Annotated in this window: 26 protein-coding genes and 5 pseudogenes; 30 read left to right on the top strand and 1 reads right to left on the bottom strand. The window is 71.5% G+C overall.

Annotated elements, in window-relative coordinates; genetic code table 11:
- Positions 1 to 1,200, bottom strand: coding sequence for a rhodanese-like domain-containing protein (locus tag LP418_RS15970; protein ID WP_257952813.1), 1,200 nt, complete (start codon positions 1,198 to 1,200; stop codon positions 1 to 3).
- Positions 1,201 to 1,617: 417 nt separating this feature from the next.
- On the opposite strand from LP418_RS15970, the gene LP418_RS15975 reads away from it, so the two are divergent.
- The 30 genes and pseudogenes from LP418_RS15975 to LP418_RS33615 all read left to right on the top strand — a co-directional run.
- Entirely contained in the window at positions 1,618 to 2,223 is a 606-nt protein-coding gene (locus LP418_RS15975) for a LysE/ArgO family amino acid transporter (protein ID WP_257952814.1), read from the top strand.
- A gap of 52 nt (positions 2,224 to 2,275) precedes the next feature.
- A pseudogene (locus LP418_RS33600) lies at positions 2,276 to 3,034 on the top strand (low temperature requirement protein A); the annotation flags it as partial.
- Positions 3,035 to 3,137: 103 nt separating this feature from the next.
- Positions 3,138 to 3,488, top strand: a complete 351-nt coding sequence (locus LP418_RS33605) for a hypothetical protein (protein WP_442940272.1) — start codon at positions 3,138 to 3,140, stop codon at positions 3,486 to 3,488.
- Positions 3,489 to 3,561: 73 nt separating this feature from the next.
- Complete coding sequence (locus LP418_RS15985; RefSeq protein WP_257952816.1) at positions 3,562 to 3,735, top strand: hypothetical protein; 174 nt, start codon at positions 3,562 to 3,564, stop codon at positions 3,733 to 3,735.
- Complete coding sequence (locus tag LP418_RS15990) at positions 3,675 to 4,286, top strand: hypothetical protein (protein ID WP_257952817.1); 612 nt, start codon at positions 3,675 to 3,677, stop codon at positions 4,284 to 4,286. The genes LP418_RS15985 and LP418_RS15990 overlap by 61 nt, the downstream gene beginning before the upstream one ends.
- Positions 4,283 to 5,140, top strand: a complete 858-nt coding sequence (locus LP418_RS15995; protein ID WP_257952818.1) for an ATP-grasp domain-containing protein — start codon at positions 4,283 to 4,285, stop codon at positions 5,138 to 5,140. The genes LP418_RS15990 and LP418_RS15995 overlap by 4 nt, the downstream gene beginning before the upstream one ends.
- Before the next feature lie 52 nt (positions 5,141 to 5,192).
- Entirely contained in the window at positions 5,193 to 5,708 is a 516-nt protein-coding gene (locus LP418_RS16000) for a SigE family RNA polymerase sigma factor (protein ID WP_257952819.1), read from the top strand.
- Positions 5,705 to 6,760, top strand: coding sequence for a hypothetical protein (locus tag LP418_RS16005; protein WP_257952820.1), 1,056 nt, complete (start codon positions 5,705 to 5,707; stop codon positions 6,758 to 6,760). The genes LP418_RS16000 and LP418_RS16005 overlap by 4 nt, the downstream gene beginning before the upstream one ends.
- 350 nt (positions 6,761 to 7,110) lie before the next feature.
- Complete coding sequence (groEL, locus tag LP418_RS16010) at positions 7,111 to 8,361, top strand: chaperonin GroEL (RefSeq protein ID WP_257952821.1); 1,251 nt, start codon at positions 7,111 to 7,113, stop codon at positions 8,359 to 8,361.
- Entirely contained in the window at positions 8,297 to 8,698 is a 402-nt protein-coding gene (locus tag LP418_RS16015) for a TCP-1/cpn60 chaperonin family protein (protein ID WP_257952822.1), read from the top strand. Before groEL ends, LP418_RS16015 begins: the two co-directional genes overlap by 65 nt.
- Before the next feature lie 394 nt (positions 8,699 to 9,092).
- Positions 9,093 to 9,365, top strand: coding sequence for a RidA family protein (locus LP418_RS16020; RefSeq protein WP_257952823.1), 273 nt, complete (start codon positions 9,093 to 9,095; stop codon positions 9,363 to 9,365).
- A gap of 126 nt (positions 9,366 to 9,491) precedes the next feature.
- Positions 9,492 to 10,004, top strand: coding sequence for a Uma2 family endonuclease (locus LP418_RS16025; protein WP_257952824.1), 513 nt, complete (start codon positions 9,492 to 9,494; stop codon positions 10,002 to 10,004).
- Positions 10,005 to 10,130: 126 nt separating this feature from the next.
- Complete coding sequence (locus LP418_RS16030; protein ID WP_257952825.1) at positions 10,131 to 10,520, top strand: nucleotidyltransferase family protein; 390 nt, start codon at positions 10,131 to 10,133, stop codon at positions 10,518 to 10,520.
- A gap of 42 nt (positions 10,521 to 10,562) precedes the next feature.
- The gene (locus LP418_RS16035; protein ID WP_257952826.1) at positions 10,563 to 11,324 is read left to right on the top strand and encodes an AAA family ATPase; all 762 of its coding nucleotides are present in this window, start codon (positions 10,563 to 10,565) and stop codon (positions 11,322 to 11,324) included.
- Positions 11,240 to 11,446, top strand: a complete 207-nt coding sequence (locus tag LP418_RS33610; RefSeq protein WP_257952827.1) for a hypothetical protein — start codon at positions 11,240 to 11,242, stop codon at positions 11,444 to 11,446. Before LP418_RS16035 ends, LP418_RS33610 begins: the two co-directional genes overlap by 85 nt.
- Positions 11,443 to 11,781, top strand: a complete 339-nt coding sequence (locus LP418_RS16045) for a hypothetical protein (protein WP_257952828.1) — start codon at positions 11,443 to 11,445, stop codon at positions 11,779 to 11,781. Before LP418_RS33610 ends, LP418_RS16045 begins: the two co-directional genes overlap by 4 nt.
- Entirely contained in the window at positions 11,711 to 12,208 is a 498-nt protein-coding gene (locus LP418_RS16050; RefSeq protein ID WP_257952829.1) for a VWA domain-containing protein, read from the top strand. The genes LP418_RS16045 and LP418_RS16050 overlap by 71 nt, the downstream gene beginning before the upstream one ends.
- 17 nt (positions 12,209 to 12,225) lie before the next feature.
- Positions 12,226 to 12,300 (top strand): annotated as a pseudogene (locus LP418_RS16055) (hypothetical protein); the annotation flags it as partial.
- A gap of 76 nt (positions 12,301 to 12,376) precedes the next feature.
- The gene (locus LP418_RS16060; RefSeq protein WP_257952830.1) at positions 12,377 to 12,556 is read left to right on the top strand and encodes a VWA domain-containing protein; all 180 of its coding nucleotides are present in this window, start codon (positions 12,377 to 12,379) and stop codon (positions 12,554 to 12,556) included.
- Positions 12,549 to 12,815, top strand: coding sequence for an XdhC family protein (locus LP418_RS16065; RefSeq protein WP_257952831.1), 267 nt, complete (start codon positions 12,549 to 12,551; stop codon positions 12,813 to 12,815). The genes LP418_RS16060 and LP418_RS16065 overlap by 8 nt, the downstream gene beginning before the upstream one ends.
- Before the next feature lie 112 nt (positions 12,816 to 12,927).
- A complete protein-coding gene (locus LP418_RS16070; protein WP_257952832.1) occupies positions 12,928 to 13,686 on the top strand; it encodes an XdhC/CoxI family protein in 759 nt (252 codons plus the stop codon).
- Between the two features lie 84 nt (positions 13,687 to 13,770).
- Positions 13,771 to 14,175: pseudogene (locus LP418_RS16075) on the top strand (alpha-hydroxy-acid oxidizing protein); the annotation flags it as partial.
- 347 nt (positions 14,176 to 14,522) lie between these two features.
- Positions 14,523 to 14,963, top strand: coding sequence for an alpha-hydroxy-acid oxidizing protein (locus tag LP418_RS16080; protein ID WP_257952833.1), 441 nt, complete (start codon positions 14,523 to 14,525; stop codon positions 14,961 to 14,963).
- Between the two features lie 7 nt (positions 14,964 to 14,970).
- The gene (locus LP418_RS16085) at positions 14,971 to 15,279 is read left to right on the top strand and encodes an SDR family NAD(P)-dependent oxidoreductase (RefSeq protein ID WP_257952834.1); all 309 of its coding nucleotides are present in this window, start codon (positions 14,971 to 14,973) and stop codon (positions 15,277 to 15,279) included.
- Positions 15,207 to 15,764 carry a mycofactocin-coupled SDR family oxidoreductase gene (locus LP418_RS16090; protein ID WP_257952835.1) on the top strand — a complete coding sequence of 186 codons (558 nt, stop codon included), beginning with the start codon at positions 15,207 to 15,209 and terminating at the stop codon, positions 15,762 to 15,764. Before LP418_RS16085 ends, LP418_RS16090 begins: the two co-directional genes overlap by 73 nt.
- A gap of 202 nt (positions 15,765 to 15,966) precedes the next feature.
- A pseudogene (locus tag LP418_RS16095) lies at positions 15,967 to 16,380 on the top strand (iron-containing alcohol dehydrogenase); the annotation flags it as partial.
- A gap of 70 nt (positions 16,381 to 16,450) precedes the next feature.
- Positions 16,451 to 17,098, top strand: coding sequence for an iron-containing alcohol dehydrogenase (locus tag LP418_RS16100; RefSeq protein ID WP_257952836.1), 648 nt, complete (start codon positions 16,451 to 16,453; stop codon positions 17,096 to 17,098).
- Positions 17,095 to 17,799 (top strand): hypothetical protein, encoded by a 705-nt coding sequence (locus LP418_RS16105; protein WP_257957267.1) that lies wholly within the window; start codon positions 17,095 to 17,097, stop codon positions 17,797 to 17,799. The genes LP418_RS16100 and LP418_RS16105 overlap by 4 nt, the downstream gene beginning before the upstream one ends.
- Entirely contained in the window at positions 17,796 to 18,509 is a 714-nt protein-coding gene (locus LP418_RS16110) for a sensor histidine kinase (RefSeq protein WP_257957064.1), read from the top strand. Before LP418_RS16105 ends, LP418_RS16110 begins: the two co-directional genes overlap by 4 nt.
- Before the next feature lie 50 nt (positions 18,510 to 18,559).
- Positions 18,560 to 18,844 (top strand): annotated as a pseudogene (locus LP418_RS33615) (response regulator); the annotation flags it as partial.
- Positions 18,845 to 18,876 lie beyond the last annotated feature (32 nt).

Raw genomic sequence — 18,876 nt, forward strand, 5'->3', positions numbered from 1 at the left:
TCAGGCGGCACGCAGCACCGGGAGGCCGATCTGCTCGGCCTTCTCCCAGTCGTCGGTGATCAGGACGACGTCGCGGCCCGCGCGCGCCAGCAGGCTCGCCGCGATCGCGGCCCGGAAGCCGCTCTTGCAGTGCACCCACACGGGACCGGGGGCCAGTCGCATGGCCGCGCCCTCGAGCTCGTGCAACGGGATGTGGAACGACTCCGGCAGGTGAGCCTCGCGGTATTCCGAGTCGAGCCGCACGTCGAGCGTGACGCCCTGCGCGCTGCGGGAGTAGGTCGCCCAGTCGGCCACGCGGTAGTCGTGCGAGTCGAACCGAGTGCTGGCCGGGCCGAGCAGGTGCGTCGCGCGGACCTGCACGCCGACCCGGGCGAGGTCGTGGACCCCGGAGGCGAGGTCGTCGGCCGAGTCGCTGACGAGCACGATGTCGCCTCCCCACGGCGCCAGCCGGGCGGCGTACTGCGCGAAGAGGGGGCCGTCCTCGATGTTGATCGAGCCGGTCAGGTGGGCGCGCGCGAAGGCGGCGCGGTGGCGGAGGTCGATCACCCACGAGCCGCTCCGGATCGCCTCGTGCACGTCGTTCTCGGGGATCTCGGCCGCCGGGAACGGCGGCGCCGCGCTCGCGCCGGCGCGGTTGAGCCGCACGAGCTGGCGGTAGTGCGAAGGGACCGGACCGAACCCGGAGACGAGGTCGTCGACGAACCGGTCGCGCGGTGTCCCGAAGACCGGGTGGTGGCTGCGCTCGTCGCCGACCGTGCCCTGCGCGAGCTGGGGGACGGTCGTGGGTGCGAACATGCCGCCGAAGCCGTGCGTGGGGTGCAGGCTGACGGACGCGTCGAGCGCGCCGAGGCGGCGAGCGCTCTCCCACTGGGCGCGACCCATCATCCGGCTCAGCAGCGGGTCGACGAGGTCGGTGCGCCCGACCGTGCCGTGCAGCAGGCTGCCGCCGCTGAACAGTGATCGCGCGCCGGTGCTCGGGTCGCTGACCGGGAAGGACTGGTGGTGCAGCGTGTGCCCCGGCGTGGCGACCACCTGCACGTGCAGGCGACCGACGTCGCGGATGTCGCCGCCGTTGACCGGCACCCGGTCGAACTGCACGCGCTCCTCCGCGGCGAGCCAGAGCTCGGCCCCGTGGCGTGCCGAGAGCGGCAGCGAGCCGGACAGGAAGTCGTGGTGCACGTGGGTGTCGGCGACGGCCACGATCTTGACGCCCGCGCGCTGGGCGGCGAGCTCGATCGGTCGGCAGTCCCGCGGGGGATCGATGACGAGCGCCGATGCGCCGTCGTGGACCAGTGCGCGCGGTTGCCCAGCTCGGGGATCTCGACGGCGATGACGTGCATGACACTCCTTGAATCAGCAAAGTCTAGTGAATTACTTCTATTAGATCAGATCGGACAAGGAATGGTTGTCACGACCTTCCGTCGAATCCCGCGGCGGTGAGTGAGCCACAAAGTCAGCGCGGGAGAATGTGGGTGGGTCACCGCTGGTGGGCGTGTCCCGACAGGCTCGCCGACCCGGCGGTGCCACAGCCACACAATGTGGTCGCGAAATGTGGGTCACGCACCGCTGAAGCGGGGGTGGGCGGGGCCGGGAGCGCGGCGGCCCTAGCCTCGACCCGTGCTCACCACCCTCCTCGCCGGCATCGGCAGCGGCCTGTCGCTGATCGTCGCCATCGGCGCGCAGAACGCCTTCGTGCTGCGCCGGGGCATCCGCCGCGAGCACGTCGGCCCGGTCGCGCTGCTCTGCGCGCTCGCCGACGCCCTGCTGATCGGGGCGGGCGTGCTCGGCATCGGCACCCTCGTCGAGCGGGCGCCGGTCGTGCTCGACGTCGTCCGGTGGGGCGGAGTCGTCTTCCTGCTCTGCTATGCCGTGCTCGCGCTGCGCCGCGCCGTACACCCCGATGCGCTGCGGGCGGACGGGGCTGCAACGGGGGCATCTCTCAAGGCCGCGCTCACGACCGCTGCCGCACTGACCTTCCTCAACCCGCACGTCTATCTCGACACCGTCCTGCTGCTCGGCTCGATCGCCAACCAGCACGGCGGCGACGGCCGCTGGGTCTTCGCGACCGGTGCGGCCATCGGCAGCTTCACCCGGTTCTTCGGTCTCGGGTACGGCGCCCGCCGGCTCGCGCCACTGTTCGCGAAGCCGATGGCGTGGCGGGTGCTGGACGGACTCATCGCCGTGGTGATGACCCTGATCGCGCTGAGCCCGGCCGTCGGCTGATCGCCCCTAGACTCGCCGTGTGACGCAGGACCTGACGCATCGGCTGACCCGGATGACCGGCCGCGACCCGCACGAGTCGCACCGCACCGCGACCCCGCTCGAGCTGCTCTACGACCTGACGTTCGTCATCGCCTTCGGGCTCGCGGCCGACGAGCTCGCGCACGCGCTGGCCGCGGACCACCCGGCCGTCGGACTGGGCGGGTTCGCCTTCGCCATGTTCGCCGTGACCCGGGCGTGGATCCAGTACACGTGGTTCGCCAGCGCCTACGACACCGACGACTGGGTCTGCCGGCTCATGGTGATGGTGCAGATGCTCGGCGTCGTGATCCCGGCCCTCGGGCTGCCCGCCATGTTCGCCTCCCTCGAGCACGGCGAGCACCTCGACAACCGGGTGATGGTGCTCGGCTACGTCGTGATGCGCGTGCCGATGGTGGCGATGTGGCTGCGCGCGGCGCGCGCCAGCGACACCGGCAGCCGGGCGCCCCACGTCTACGTCGTCACGATCGTGTGCTCCCAGCTGATCTGGTGCTGGATCGCGCTCGCCGACCTCAGCATCCGCGAGACGCTCCCGGTGATGATCGTGCCGCTGCTCATCGAGCTGAGCGGCCCGGCCTTCGGAGAGCGTCTCGCGACCGAGCACCGCATCCCGTGGCATGCCCACCACCTTGCCGAGCGCTACGGCCTGCTCGTCATCATCGCGTTGGGCGAGGGCCTGCTCGGCACGGTCGCCGCGATCAGCGCCATCGTCGGACCGGACGGTCCGGGCTGGACGTGGGACGTCGCGGTGATCGGGTTCGCGGGGGTCGCGATGACCTTCGGCATGTGGTGGATCTACTTCGTGCTCCCCAACGGGGATCTGCTCCACCGGCATCGCGGTCGCGGGCTGGCCTCGGGGCTACACCCACTTCCCGATCATGGCCGCGCTCGTTGCGGTGGGTGCCGGCCTGCACGTCGCCGCCTACTACGTCCAGCACCACAGCGAGCTCGGCATCTTCGAGACCGTGCTGACGGTGGCGATCCCGCTGTCGGCGTACGTCCCGGGCGTCTTCGTGCTCTACACGATCCTCACGTTCAGCTTCGATCCCTTCCACCTGCTGCTCCTCGTCGTCACCGCCGCGGTGCTGGTCGCGGGCGTGCTGATGGCGCGCGCCGGCGTCTCGCTCGAGTGGTGCCTGCTCGTGCTGTCGGCGACGCCGTGGGTGACGGTCGTCGGCTACGAGACCATCGGACACCGCCACAACGAGGCGGTCCCGGCCGGCGGTTAGGGTCATGCACGTGCCATTTCGTCGTGCTCCCGCTCCCGTGCCCGATCCCGGGGCGGAGCGCCGGCAGCGGCTGATGTCGCTCGACCTCACCGAGCTGGCCGTCGAGTTCGGCACCGACAAGTGGGGCGTCCACCGCTACACCCCGCACTACCAGCGGCACTGGAGCACCTGCGCCAGCAGAAGTTCGTGCTGCTCGAGATCGGCATCGGCGGCTACACGCGCAAGCGTCGCAGTGGTGCCTCGCTGAAGATGTGGCGCTGGTTCTTCCCGAAGGCCCGGATCGTCGGGCTCGACATCGAAGACAAGTCCTTCCTCGACGGCGGCCACATCCAGACCTACCTCGGCGACCAGACGGACCCCGAGATCCTGCGGCGGATCATCGATGAGGAGGGCGCGCCGCTCGTCGTGATCGACGACGGCAGCCACATCCCCGAGCACGTGCGCGCGACCTTCGCGATCCTGTTCCCGCTCCTGCCAGACGGCGCGATCTACTGCATCGAGGACATCCAGACGTCCTACTGGCCGGCCCGGGGCGGCGCGGTCGACCCGAAGGCGAGCGGCACGTCGATGGACCTCGTCAAGGACCTCGTCGACGGGCTCAATCACGAAGAGCTCCTCGTCGAGGGCTACGAGTCGAGCTACACGGACCGGCACGTGAAGGCCGTGCACTGCTACCACAACCTCGTCGTCATCGAGAAGGGTGACAACGTCGAGGGCAGCAACCGCGACACCGCGGCGCACACCTTCCACGGCAGCAACGACGACCCTGCCCACGACGACGACGAGGGCACCCCATGACCGTCCTGCTGGCGACCTGCACCGACTGGCCCGATGGTGAGCCCGGCTTCGAGGCGCTGAACACGGCGTTGAAGGCTCGCGGCATCGACTTCGCGTGGGCCTCGTGGGACGACGACTCCGTCGACTGGGCCGCCGCCTCGCTGGTCGCCGTCCGGGCGACGTGGGACTACGCCGTACGCGCCGAGGAGTTCCTCGCCCGGGCCCGATCGCTCGACCAGTCGCGCCTGCTCAACGGAGCCGACGTCTTCGAGTGGAACCACGACAAGCTCTACCTCACCGACCTCGGTCGGCTCCCGGTCGTGCCCACCCGGCTGGCGTCCGCGTCGGCGGAGTTCGGCGCGGCCATCACCGAGTTCGGCACCGCGGTCGTCAAGCCCCGCGTCAGTGCCGGTGGGGCGGGCCTGATCGTCGTGACCGACCCGCTCGACAGCCGGCTCGGCCAGACGCTGCGCAGCCACCCGACGTACCCGCCCGTCGGCGGCCCCCGGATCGCGCAGCCGCTCGTGGAGTCGATCCGCACCCGCGGCGAGGTGTCGGTCTTCGTGCTCGCCGGCCGGGTGATCTCGCAGGTCGACAAGCTGCCCGTGGGCGACGAGGTGCGCGTGCACGAGCAGTTCGGCGGCGGCTCGTCGGTCGCGACGATCGACCCGGCGATCGCCGCCGTCGCGCTCTCCGCCAACGACTGGCTGACCCAGCGGTTCGGGCGCGAGCTCGACTACGTCCGCGTCGACCTCTTGTCGTACGGCGACGCGTGGGTCGTCTCCGAGCTCGAGGCGATCGAGCCCGGGCTCTACCTCGACATCCTGCCCGCCAACGCCGAGCCCTTCGCCGACCTGATCGCCTCGCGGCTCTAGGTTCTTCGCGACACCCTCCAACCTTTCGGTGCACGATGGCGTTGAGGTGGTCATGGAGCAACGGACGGGCGATCGCGAGTCGTTCACGGCGTGGGCGACGGTGTGCCGTCCGCGGCTGCTGCGGACCGCGATCTTCCTGTCCGGCGACCGCGGCCGGGCCGAGGACCTCGTCCGGGAGGCGCTGACCAAGGTCGCCCAACGCTGGCCGCGCCTGCGCGACGGCAACCCCGATGCCTACGCCCGCCAGATCCCGGTGCGCGACAACATCTCGTGGTGGCGCCGCAGCCGCCTCGAGGTCGTCTCCGACGTGGCCGATCCGGGTCGTACGGCGTCGGGTGACACCGGCGTCGAACGCCGTCTCCTGCTCCTCGATGCCCTGCGCCGACTCACCGAGCGGCAGCGGGCCGTGCTGGTGCTGCGCTACTTCGACGACCTCAGCGAGGCCGACATCGCGCACGCCCCGGGTGTCTCGACCGGCACCGTCAAGAGCACCGCCCACTCGGCTCTGCGCCGGCTGCACGAGCTCGCGCCCGAGCTCAGCGAACTGCTCTCCCCGGAGATCTCATGACCGACACCCAGCTCCGCGACCTCTTCCACTCCGTTGCGCCTTCACTGGATGGTTCCGACCCCGCCGCCGTCGACCGCGCTTGGCGGGACGGCACGCGCCGGCGCGTCGGTGTGCGCACCGCCGTGATCGGCTCCATCGCCGCGTGTGCCGCCGCCGTCACCGGGGTGGCGCTGGTCGGCGGGCCCGACGGTCGGGTCGCTCCGGACCCGTCGGTGGATTCGCCGACCTCGCCTCCCACTCCGCCGGTGACAGGGCCGCCGGTGGCCGAGCGGGTCGGGAAGTACGCCGGGGCGGACGTGTGGTGGGCGCCGTCGGCGACGGACGAGTCGTCCCTGCCACCCCTGTCCGTCGCGCAGCTGCCGCCAGTCATCGACCTCGACGCGGCAAAGGTGGAGTCGGTCGGCGAGCCCGTGGTGGCGCTGTTCTCCGGTCGTGGTGAGCAGGCGTTCGTGCTGACCGCCAGCCAGCGAGTGGTCGAGCTCGACATCTCCGGGCTGGACCGCGTGGCCGACGAGTCGGGCAACGTCAGGAGCCCGCTCTCGTCGTACAGCCTGTCCTCCGATGGCCTTCGCGCCTTCTTCACCCGGGAGAGCTCGCTCGAGGTGCTCGACCTCCTCACCGGGGAGTGGACAACGATCGACACGCCCGACTGGCTGGCCGAAGGTGCTCGATGGGTGATGCCCGACGAGATCTGGGTGCCGGAGAGTCTCGGAGAGGACTCGAACGGGACCGTGCATCAGCTCTCGGGAGGGGACACGAGCTTCGCCGCAGTCGACTGGGTCCGCGGCTGGACCGGCCCCGACGACGAGCCGTGGGGGCCGGTGGTCTTCGGACGAGGCGGCACGGCCCGGGCGGCGTTCGCCGGTCTCGGCCTCGGTGAGCCCCACCCGCTTCGCGGCACCGGAGGTCATCTTCGTGGACCAGCGCGGCGAGCGAAGCGTGCTCGCCTTCGATCGCGACCCGGACGAGGAGGGCACTCGCGTCAAGGGCTGCTGCCTGCCCCGCGCCCGGGTCGACCAGGACACGCTCCTCTTCTCGTCCGTGAGCACTGAGGGGCAGCGGCTCCTCGCCCGGGAGGTCGGCACCGGGAACGTCCATCTCGTCAGCGACATCGTCGGACGCGGAGGCATCACCGCGCTGCGCGACCTCTCCTGACGTTTGCACTCTCCGGGGTCGAGTGCTAAACATGAGGCTGGCAGTCTCATCATGAGAGTGCCAGCACGGCAGGTGACGCTGAGGTCGTCGGCGCCGGCGGGAATGGTCCGTCGGAGGTCGGGGATCGTCCGTCGCGGGCAGCCCACCAGCGCCGTACACAGACTCGACTCATGACGAAGGAAGCTCACGAGTTATGGCAAAGTTGATTGCTTTCAATGAGGAAGCCCGCCGCGGCCTCGAGCGGGGAATGAACACCCTCGCCGACGCAGTGAAGGTGACCCTCGGTCCCAAGGGCCGCAACGTCGTCCCGGAGAAGAAGTGGGGCGCCCCCACGATCACCAACGACGGTGTCTCGATCGCCAAGGAGATCGAGCTCGAGGACCCCTACGAGAAGATCGGCGCCGAGCTGGTCAAGGAGGTCGCGAAGAAGACCGACGACGTCGCCGGTGACGGCACGACGACGGCCACCGTCCTCGCCCGGGCCATGGTCCGCGAGGGCCTGCGCAACGTCGCCGCGGGTGCCAACCCGATGGGCCTCAAGCGCGGCATCGAGGCTGCGGTCTCCGCGCTGTCCGAGCAGCTGCTCTCCATGGCCAAGGAGGTCGAGACGCGCGAGCAGATCGCCGCCACCGCCACGATCTCCGCCGGTGGCGACACCACCGTCGGTGACGCCATCGCCGAGGCGATGGACAAGGTCGGCAAGGAAGGCGTCATCACGGTCGAGGAGTCGAACACGTTCGGCATCGACCTCGAACTGACCGAGGGCATGCGCTTCGACAAGGGCTACATCTCGGCCTACTTCGCCACCGACACGGAGCGGATGGAAGCGGTCCTCGAGGACCCCTACATCCTGATCGCCAACTCCAAGGTCTCCACGGTCAAGGACCTCCTGCCGCTGCTGGAGAAGGTCATGCAGTCCGGCAAGCCCCTGCTGATCATCGCCGAGGACGTCGACGGCGAAGCGCTGTCGACCCCGGTCGTCAACAAGATCAAGGGCACCTTCAAGTCGGTCGCCGTCAAGGCTCCCGGCTTCGGTGACCGCCGCAAGGCCATGCTCCAGGGACATCGCCATCCTCACGGGCGGACAGGTCATCTCCGAGGAGGTCGGCCTCAAGCTCGAGTCGGCCGGCATCGAGCTCCTCGGCCGAGGCCCGCAAGGTCGTCATCACCAAGGACGAGACCACCATCGTCGAGGGCGCTGGCGACCGGGGGCCAGATCGAGGGCCGGGTCAACCAGATCCGCGCCGAGATCGAGAAGTCCGACTCCGACTACGACCGCGAGAAGCTGCAGGAGCGCTCGGCCAAGCTGGCCGGCGGCGTTGCAGTGATCAAGGTCGGCGCGGCCACCGAGGTCGAGCTCAAGGAGCGCAAGCACCGCATCGAGGACGCCGTTCGCAACGCGAAGGCTGCCGTCGAAGAGGGCATCGTCGCCGGTGGCGGCGTCGCGCTGGTCCGGAGCCGGCACCGAGGCGTTCGCCAAGCTCGACCTGCAGGGTGACGAGGCCACGGGTGCCAACATCGTGCGCGTCGCCATCGAGGCCCCGCTCAAGCAGATCGCGATCAACGCCGGTCTCGAGGGTGGCGTCGTGGCCGAGAAGGTCCGCAACCTGACCCCCGGTCACGGTCTCAACGCGGCCACGGGCGACTACGTCGACATGATCGCCGAGGGCATCATCGACCCGGCCAAGGTGACGCGCTCTGCCCTGCAGAACGCCGCCTCCATCGCGGCGCTGTTCCTCACCACCGAGGCCGTCGTGGCCGACAAGCCCGAGAAGGCTCCGGCCATGGGCGGCGGCGACGGCGGCATGGGTGGCATGGGCGGCATGGACTTCTGATCGGCCAGCGAGACCGTTCGCGAAGCGAACGGACTCGCGTCGGCCGATCAGGTTGAGGAGCGAGCCGTACACCCGAGCGCAGCGAGGGAGTGCAGGACGCGTCTCGAACCGGTCGCCAAACGAAGCAACACCAGCAGGGCCCTCGTCCTCGGACGGGGGCCCTGCTCCATTCTGCTCCGCCGGACGTCATACGTTGTTGGACGCATCGGTCCACGCTCGTATGACGTCCCGTCGCCCGTATGACGTCGACCGTGGAGACTGACGGGCATGACCGATGTGGAGCTGCTCCGCTCACCCTCCCCGGCCCAGACTGCGCCGTACGCCTATGCCTCGAGAGTCGGAGAGCTCGTCTTCACGGCCGGCGCCTGCCCCGCTCGACGAGGACGGTCGCGTCGTGGGTGCCGGCGACGTGACCTCGCAGACCGAGCAGGTGATGGCCAACCTGACCGGGGCGCTGGCCGATGCCGGCTGCGCTCTCACCGACGTCGCGAAGACGACGGTGTACGTCGCCTCGTCGGCGCGCGAGGACCCGGTGGCCGCTTGGCAGGTGGTGAGCGCGGCGTTCGGCGGCCACGACGCCCCCAGCACGCTCCTCGGGGTCACGGTGCTCGGCTACCCGGACCAGCTCGTCGAGGTCGAGGCGATCGCCGTACGAGGAAAGCACTGAGCGCTGGCCGCTCCGCCGGGCCTGTGGACAACCGTTCACCGTTGTCGGTGTCGGGTGATGTCGTTGTCGACATGCACCCGAGGAGGCACGATGGCAGTTGTGACGTTGATTCCGCAGAGTCGTCCGATGACGGCGGCCGACCTCGAGCTGATGCCCGATGACGGGCACCGCTACGAGCTCATCGACGGCACGCTGATCGTGACGCCGTCACCGGCCGTGCCCCATCAGCGGATCGTGGGCAACCTCCACGTCCTGCTCCGCGCGGGCGTCGCGGAGCACCTCGAGGTGATGCTCGCGCCGCTGGACATCACCGTCTCCGACATCACGGTCCTCCAGCCCGACCTGCTCGTGGCCGGTCGGGAGACCTTGACCGGACGGAAGATGGTCGGGCTTCCGGTGCTCGCGGTCGAGGTGCTCTCGCCCAGCACGCGACTGATCGACCTCAACCTCAAGAAGGCCGCGTTCGAGAGAGCAGGGGTCGAGTCCTACTGGGTGGTCGACCCGGATCGACCATCGATCACGGTGTGGCAGCTCACCGACGGCGTGTACGCCGAAGTCGCCACCGCCGCCGGGGACGAGACGCTCGCCCCGGACGCTCCGTTCCCACTCACGCTCACCCCGTCCGACCTCGTGCGGTGACCACGGGACTCCTGCTCGCGGCGGGCGCGGGGCGCCGGATGGGTACGCCGAAGGCGCTGGTCGACGATTGGCTGCGGCGCTCCTTCGAAAGCGCTCGTCGAGGGCGGCTGCGAGAGGGTCGTGGTCGTGCTCGGGGCCGCGTCGGACGAGGCAAGGAGCCTGCTCGACGGGCTCGACGCGACGGTGGTCGTCGCCGACGACTGGGCCGACGGGATGGGCGCGAGCCTCAAGGCCGGACTGACCGAGATCGAGGGGGATGTGTTGATCACCCTCGTCGACCTGCCCGACGTCGGCGCGGACGTCGTGGCCCGGATCCCGGCGTCCGGATCGACGCTGGCGCGGGCGACGTACGACGGAAGGCCCGGACACCCGGTCTTCATCGGGGCCGAGCACAAGGACGCGCTCGCAACGACGCTGCACGGCGACGTCGGGGCGCGGGCCTACCTCGACGCGCACCACGTGCTGGGTGTCGAGTGCGGCGACCCGGCGACGGGACGCGACGTCGACAGCCGATGAGGCCAACGTCCGGCCAACGTGCCGGGTCGTAGCCTGACCAGCATGGACCCGGTCATGCAGGATGCCGCCGACGTCGCAGCGCGCCTCGGCGCGACCGGCTACCTCGCCGACGACGAGCTCGCGACGGTGCTGTTCCTGACGATGCGGATGCAGCGGCCGCTGCTGCTCGAGGGCGAGCCCGGCACCGGCAAGACCGCCCTCGCGGAGGCGCTCGCGGAGACTCTCGACCTGCCGCTGATCCGGTTGCAGTGCTATGAGGGCATCGATGCGACGCAGGCGCTCTACGACTGGGACTTCCCGCGCCAGATCCTGCACCTGCGCGCTCTCGAGGCCGCGGGTGCGGAGGGGACGGTGGAGGAGACCGAGAAGAGCCTGTACGACGACCGGTTCCTGCTCTCACGGCCCGTGCTCGCCGCCCTCCAGCAGTCGCCGGCGGTGCTGCTCATCGACGAGGTGGACCGGGCGGACGACGAGTTCGAGGCCTTCCTGCTGGAGGTGCTCTCGACCCGGCAGGTCACGATCCCCGAGCTCGGCACCGTGAGCGCCGCGACCCCGCCCTATGTCGTGCTCACCTCCAACCGCACGCGCGGAGCTGCACGATGCGCTCAAGCGGCGCTGCCTCTACCACTGGATCGACCACCCCGGTCTCGACCGCGAGGTGGCGATCGTCCGGTCCCGCGCGCCCGAGGTGGCCGAGTCGCTCGCGCGCCGGGTCGTCGGTGTGGTGCAGCAGCTGCGCGGACCGCGACGACCTGCTCAAGCCGCCGGGCGTTGCGGAGACCCTCGACTGGGCGCGTGCCCTGAACCACCTCGGCACCACCCACCTCGACCTCGAGACGGCGGCCGCCACGCTCGGCGCGCTGGTGAAGTACCGCGAGGACAAGGACCGGGTGCGGCAGGCGCTCGACCGGATGCTCACCACATGACCACCGACTTCGACCCGCTGCCCGTCCTCCTCGGCTTCACCCGGGCCCTGAAGGCGGCCGGCGTGCCCGTGACGCCCGACCGCGCGCACGGGTTCGTCGAGGCGACGGCCATCGTCGGGCTCGACGACCAGCAGGCGACGTACTGGGCCGGACGCGCGACGCTGTGCGCAGGACCGGACGACCTGACGCGCTACGACCCGGGTCTTCGAGGCGTGGTTCGACCCGCGCGGCGAGCTGCCGAGGCGCCGCGAGACCGGGCTGCCGATGCCGTCGGCGCCGGCCCTCCCCAGCGTCGACGAGGCTCCCGGCGAAGCCGACGCCCGGGACGACGGTGACGTCCTGCGCGCCGCCGCCACGACCACCGACGTGCTGCGCCACCGCGACGTCGCCGGCCTCGATGCCGCCGAGCGCCAACGGCTCGCCGCGATGTTCGCGAGCCTGCGTCCGACAGCACCCGTGCGCCGTACCGCGCGACACGAGCGCTGGCACCGCGGCCGCCTCGACGCCTCCCGCACCCTGCGCGACTCGCTGCGACGGATGGGCGAGCCCGGTGAGCTGGCGTGGCGACGGAGAAGGGTGCGGGCGCGGCGGGTGGTGCTGCTCGTCGACGTCAGCGGCTCGATGAGTGCGTACGCCGATGCGCTGCTGAGGCTCTCGCACCGGTTCGTCTCCACGCAGCCCGGGTGCGAGGTCTTCACCCTCGGCACCCGCCTCACGCACGTCACGCGCGTTGCGACACCGCGACCCCCGACCGGGCCCTGATCGCCGCCGGCGACTGCGTGCCCGACTGGTCGGGTGGCACCCGGCTCGGCGAGACGATGCGTGTCTTCCTCGACCGTTGGGGGCAGCGCGGCATGGCGCGCGGCTCGGTGGTGGTCGTCTTCAGCGACGGCTGGGAGCGCGGCGACGCCTCCCTCCCCGGCCGAGCAGATGGCGCGGCTGCAGCGGATCGCGCACCATGTCGTCTGGGTCAACCCGCATCGCGGCAAGCCCGGCTACGAGCCCCTGCAGCAGGGAATCGCGGCCGCGCTGCCGTACGTCGATGACTTCGTGGCCGGTCACTCGTTGGCAGCCTTCGAGGAGCTGGTGGAGGTGGTGGGACGTGCGTGACGTGATGCGTGAGCTGCTCGCGTGGTGGGAGGCCGGCGAGACGATCGGTGTCGGCACCGTGGTCGCCACCTTCCAGTCGGCGCCGCGACCGGCGGGGGCCTCGATGCTGGTCGGACCTGACGGCTCCGCGGTCGGGTCGGTCTCCGGCGGTTGCGTCGAGGGCGCCGTCTATGAGGAGGCCCAGCAGGTCGTCGAGTCCGGCGACCCGGTGCTGGAGCGCTACGGCGTCTCCGACGACGACGCTTCGCGGTCGGGCTGACCTGCGGCGGGATCCTCGACGTCTTCGTCGAGAAGGTGTCGCGCGAGACCTTCCCCGAGCTGGGGAGGTCGCGGCCGACCCGGACGCCGGTCGCCCGGTCGCCGTCGCGACGGTGATCGAGCACCCGGACCCGTCCCTGCTGGGAAAGCGCGCCATCATCCGGCCGGGGGAGAAGGCGCAGGGCTGGCTCGGCTCGGAGCGGATGAACGACGCCGTCCACGACGATGCCCTCGGCCTGCTCGCGACCGGCAGCAACGCGACCCTCACCTACGGCCCCGACGGCGAGCGCCGTGGCGAGGGCATGCGGGTCTTCGTGTGGGGCTTCGCGCCGAAGCCCCGGATGCTGGTCTTCGGTGCGATCGACTTCGCCGCCGCGGTCGCGCGCGTCGGCAGCTTCCTCGGCTACCACGTGACGGTCTGCGACGCCCGGCCCGTCTTCGCCACGAACAGCCGCTTCCCCGAGGCCGACGAGGTCGTCGTGGACTGGCCGCACCGCTACCTCGCCGCCGAGGTCGCGGCCGGCCAACTCGACCGGCGCACGGTGCTCGCGGTGCTGACGCACGACCCCAAGTTCGACGTCCCCCTGCTCGAGGTCGCCCTCCGGCTCCCGCCGGAGACCCGACCCGCCTACGTCGGAGCGATGGGATCTCGCCGTACCCACGACGACCGGATGGCCCGGCTCCGCGAAGCCGGTCTCACCGACGACGAGCTGGCGCAGCTGTCCTCCCCGATCGGGCTCGACCTCGGCGCCCGCACGCCCGAGGAGACGGCCATCTCGATCGCCGCCGAGATCATCTCCGGACGGTGGGGCGGGACCGGTCAACCACTGGCGGGCACCGACGGGCGCATCCACCACGACCCCGTCTCCTAGCCGGGCCATCCCCTCCGGACGGGCAGTTATCCCGGTCGCTCCGGGCGCCTAGCGTCGAGTCGACGACACGAGGAGGCGTAGGGAATGGCTCAGTGGTTCGAGACGGTGAACGAGGCGCAGCGGCGCGCGAAGAAGAGGCTGCCGCCGTCGGTCTACTCGGCGCTGCTGGCCGGGTCCGAGCGTGGGATCTCCTACGACGACAACACCCGCGCCTTCGGCGAGCTCGGCCCGGCCCCGCACGTCGCTGGCCTGCACGAGAAGCGCGAGCTGGCGACCCGGGTGCTCGGTCAGGACATCTCGATGCCGGTGATCATCTCGCCCACCGGCGTGCAGGCCGTGCACCCCGACGGTGAGGTGGCGGTCGCCCGCGCGGCCGCGGCGCGGGGTACGGCGATGGGCCTGAGCTCCTTCGCCAGCAAGCCGCTGGCCGAGGTGGTCGAGGCGAACCCGCGGACGTTCTTCCAGACCTACTGGATGGGGGACCGCGACGCGATGGTGCGCCGGATGGACCGCGCACGTGAGGCCGGTGCGGTAGGCCTGATCGCCACCCCTGGACTGGTCGTTCTCCCACGGCCGCGACTGGGGCAGCCCGAAGATCCCGGAGAAGCTGGACCTGAAGGCGATGGCGAAGTTCGCGCCCGAGGTGATGCGGCGCCCGCGGTGGCTGGCCGACTTCGCCCGGTCGGGCAAGCTGCCCGACCTGACGGCGCCCAACCTCGCCGAGCCCGGTGCCGCAGCCCCGACCTTCTTCGGTGCGTACGGCGAGTGGATGATGACCCCGCCGCCCAGCTGGGAGGACGTGGCCCTGGCTCCGGGAGGAGTGGGGCGGCCCCTTCATGCTCAAGGGGATCTGCCGCGTGGACGACGCGCTCCGGGCCCGCGACGCGGGGGTCAGCGCGATCTCGGTGTCCAACCACGGCGGCAACAACCCGGACGGCACGCCCGCCCCGATCCGGGTGCTGCCCTCGATCGCGGCCGCCGTCGGCGACGACGTCGAGGTGCTGCTCGACTCGGGCATCCGCCGCGGCAGCGACGTGGTGAAGGCGGTGGCGCTGGGCGCGAAGGCCGTGATGATCGGCCGCGCCTACCTGTGGGGCCTCGCGGCCGGCGGCCAGTCGGGCGTCGAGAACGTCCTCGACATCCTGCGCGGCGGCATCGACTCCGCCCTGCTCGGGCTCGGCCACTCGTCCATCCACGACCTCACGCCCGACGACGTGCTCGTGCCCGACGGCTTCCTCCGCACCCCAGGGGGCGCCGCGCCCGTGACCCGACCGTGACACCGCCATGACCCAGCCCCGCGTCGCCCTCGTCACCGGTGCCGCGCGGGGCATTGGCGCAGCTACGGTCCGCGCGCTCGTCGCCGACGGCTTCCGGGTCGTCGCGGTCGATGCGTGCCTCGGGGCCGACCACGGGCTCACCGGGGTCGGCTATCCCCTCGCATCACGTGCAGACTGGGCGGAGGTGGGCCGGCTCGGCGACTCCGTCATGACGTACGTCGCCGACGTCCGCGACACCGACGCGTGCGCGCCGCGGCGGACGCGGCGATGGAGCGCTGGGGGAGGCTGGACGCGGCCGTGGCCGGTGCGGCCGTGATGGTCGGCGGCAGCCCCCAGTGGGAGACGTCGGACGCCGACCTCGACACGCTGTGGGGGATCGACGTGCTCGGGGCCCGGAACACGGCCGCCGTCGCCGTACCCCTCATGGTCGAGGGGCCGGACCCGGCCGGCTGCCGGTTCGTGGCGGTCGCCTCGACCGCGGGCAGCCGAGGACTCTTCCACCTCGCGGGCTACACCGTGGTCAAGCACGCCGTCATCGGACTGGTCCGCGGGCTCGCCGCCGACCTCGTCGGCACCGGCGTCACGGCCGTCGCGGTCTCTCCGGGGGCGACCGGGACGACGATGCTCGAGGCGACGGCGCGGATCTACGGGCTCGACGACGCGGCGGCGCTCGCCGCCCACCAGCTCAGCCGGCGAGTGCACGAACCCGACGAGGTGGCCGCGACGATCGCGCACTGCTGCTCGGTGGCGGGCGGGCTGCTCAACGGCTCCGTGCTCGAGGTCGGTGGTGGTTCGACCTGACCGAACGGGTAGGTCTGCCCCCGCACAGTGACCGGCGGAAGGAGTGCGGCCGAGGCCTATGGTGAGGACGTCCCGGGGGGTACCGTGGAAGAGAGCCGGTGAGGAGGTCCTGTGGCGTCTGCACTGACCCCGTCGCGGCCACCCTCGTCGCACGCCCGGCCCTCGGCCCCGTCGTCGCCGCCCACCGCGCTCGCGAAGTTCCATGCGCCCGAGGTGGTCTTCGGGGCCGAATCGTTGGGTGAGGCCGGCTACGCCGCCATCCGGTTGGGCGCACGGCGACCCTTCCCCGGTGAGCGACCCCGGGATCGTCGAGGCCGGCTGGCTGGACCTGTTGCTGGCGCTGCTGAAGGACGAGGGCCTGACCCCGGTGCTCTGGACCGACGTCACGCCCAACCCCAAGGACCACGAGGTGCGTGCGGCCTGCGCGCTCTACGCCGAGCAGGAGTGCGACGTCATCATCGCCATCGGCGGCGGGTCGGTCATCGATGCCGCCAAGGGTGTGGCGATCCTGTCCGGCAACGGCGGCGACATCCTCGACTACGCCGGCGTCGACCGGGTGACGCGGCCGATCCCGCCGATGCTGATGATCCCCACGACCTCCGGCACCGGCGCCGACGTCTCGCAGTTCTGCATCGTCACCGACACCGAGCGGCACGTGAAGCTCACGATCATGGGCCGCGCCCCCGGTGCCCGACGTCTCCATCACCGACCCACGGCTGCTGACGACCATGCCCGACGAGCTCAACGCCGCAACCGGCCTCGATGCGCTCACCCACGGCATCGAGGCCTTCGTCTCGCTCGCGCACAACCCGCTCGCCGACACCCACGCGCTCAACGCGGTGGGGCTGGTGTGCCGCAACCTGCGCACCACCATCTCCGAGCCCCGGGAGATGGTGGCGCGCTCGAGGATGGCGCAGGCCAGCCTCCGGGCCGGGCTCGCCTTCACCAACGCGATCCTCGGCGCGACGCACGCGATGAGCCACCGGGTGGGTGGACTGCTCGACGCGCCGCACGGCGTCGTCAACGGCGTCCTGCTGCCCCACGTCATCCGCTACAACGCGCGCGCCAGCCCGGAGCGGTTCGTCGACTCGGCCAGATCGGCCGGCATCGCCGTCGACGGCATGCCGGGGGAGGACGCAGCCGAGCTCCTCGCCGAGCACGTCCGCCGCCCGGCCGACGACGTGGGCGTGCCGCGCGGCTTGGGCGAGCTCGGGGTGACCGAGGCCGACATCGACACGATGGCGCACACCGCGCTCGACGACGCCTGCCTGACCACCAACCCGCGCGAGGCATCCGAGATCGAGATCCGCCAGCTGTTCAAGGACGCCCTGTGACGACGCGGTCGCAGCCCTCCGCACCGGACCCGGCCACCCTCACCGGGGTCAGGTCCGGCAAGAGCTCCTACTACCGCGCCTACGTCCGCTCCGACGAGCGGATGCAACGCGCCGTGCGCGCCATGGACTCGATCTCGCGCGCGCTCGTGCGCACGCTCGAGGGTCCGCGCGGCCTGCTCGAGGAGGTCGTGCGCGCCGCCGCGTCGCACCCGGAGGCCGAGTGGACGCTGCTCGCGCTGTCCGACGGGCACCTGCGGGGCGCGCGACCACGGTTCCCGGTGCTCGGTCCGCCCGATGGTCCGCACGGCCAGCCGACCGTCGACGACACGGGGCTGCCGGCGATCGTGCGTCGCGAGCTGGGTGCGATCCGGGCCGGGCACGCCGTGCGCAGCAACGACGACGGCCGCTGGGTGCGGGTGCCGATGACGTTGGAAGGGCGACCGATCGGCTGCCCGGGTCGGACTGCACGGTCTCGAGGTCGACCCCGAGCCGGGCGACCTGTCGGTGCTGCGCATCCTCGCCAACCGGGCCGCGGTCTCGCTGCACACCTCGGAGCAGTACCCGGGCCAGCATGGCCCTGCACCGGCGCGCCCAGCTTCTGCACGACGAGGCCCGCGCGCACGAGCGCGACCTCGAGGTGCGCACGGCCGAGCTGCGCCGCGTCGAGGACCGGCTGGTGCTGGCGCACCAGCGGGAGGTGATCGACACAGAGCGCCACCGGATCGCGCGCGAGCTGCACGACTCGGTCGCGCAGTACGTCCTCTCCGCCGGCATGGCCGTGGAGGTGGCGCGTGGCGAGGCGGAGGGACTCGGCGAGACGGGTGCCGGCATCTCGCTGCGGCTCGGCACCGCCAAGGAGCTCTCGCAGCAGGCGGTCGACCAGCTGCGGCGGGCGATCTACGCCCTGCACCGCACGCCGAGCGACACCGTCGTCGAGCTGCCCGAGCTGCTGCGCGAGGGTCGCCTCCCACCACCGGCCACAGCTGGTGGTCCAGTCCGGGTCGAGGGGGAGGCCGTCGCCTTCCCCGCCGAGGCCGGCCACGAGGTGGCGCGCGCCGTCGGTGAGGCGCTGTTCAACGTCGCCGTACACGCTCGGGCGGAGCGCGCCGTGGTGCGGTTGCGCTACCAGCCGGATCAGGTGCTGGTGTCCGTGGCCGACGACGGACGGGGCGACCCGAAGGAGCTGAGCCGGCTGCTGCGGCTCGAGCGCGGGAGCCCCGGCGACGGCTCGCACCGCGGCCCGGCCAACATCGAGAGCAGGCTGCTGGACCTCGGCGGCAGCGTCGCCTTCCGGCGCGCGCGCATCGGCGGAGTGCGCGTCGAGATGCGAGTCCCGCTCCCACTCGTGCGGCCGGTCCGACCGGGCCTCATCGACCAGCTGATCGCCACTCGACCCCGGGAGGGCTCGTGACAACCTTGACACCACCCCAGCAGGGCGCCGACGTGGCGACCGTGCGGATCATGCTGGTCGACGACCACGCCATCGTCCGGCAGGGACTGCGCTCCATCCCGGAGCGCGAGCGCGACCTGATCGTGGTCGCCGAGGCGTCCACCCCGGGCGAGGCGCTCACCGTGATCGGCCGCTCCGACCCGCACATTGTGCTGCTCGACCTCAAGCTGTCGACGGCGTCCGACACCGAGGGGCTCGAGCTGTGCGCCGAGCTCACCAGCCGGCACCCCGACATCGGCGTGCTGGTGCTGACGACCTTCCTCGACGAGCAGCTGGTGCTCAAGGCGATCCGGGCCGGCGCCAAGGGCTATGTCCTCAAGGACGTCGA

This window comes from Nocardioides sp. B-3 (assembly GCF_024703895.1).
GTDB lineage: Bacteria > Actinomycetota > Actinomycetes > Propionibacteriales > Nocardioidaceae > Nocardioides.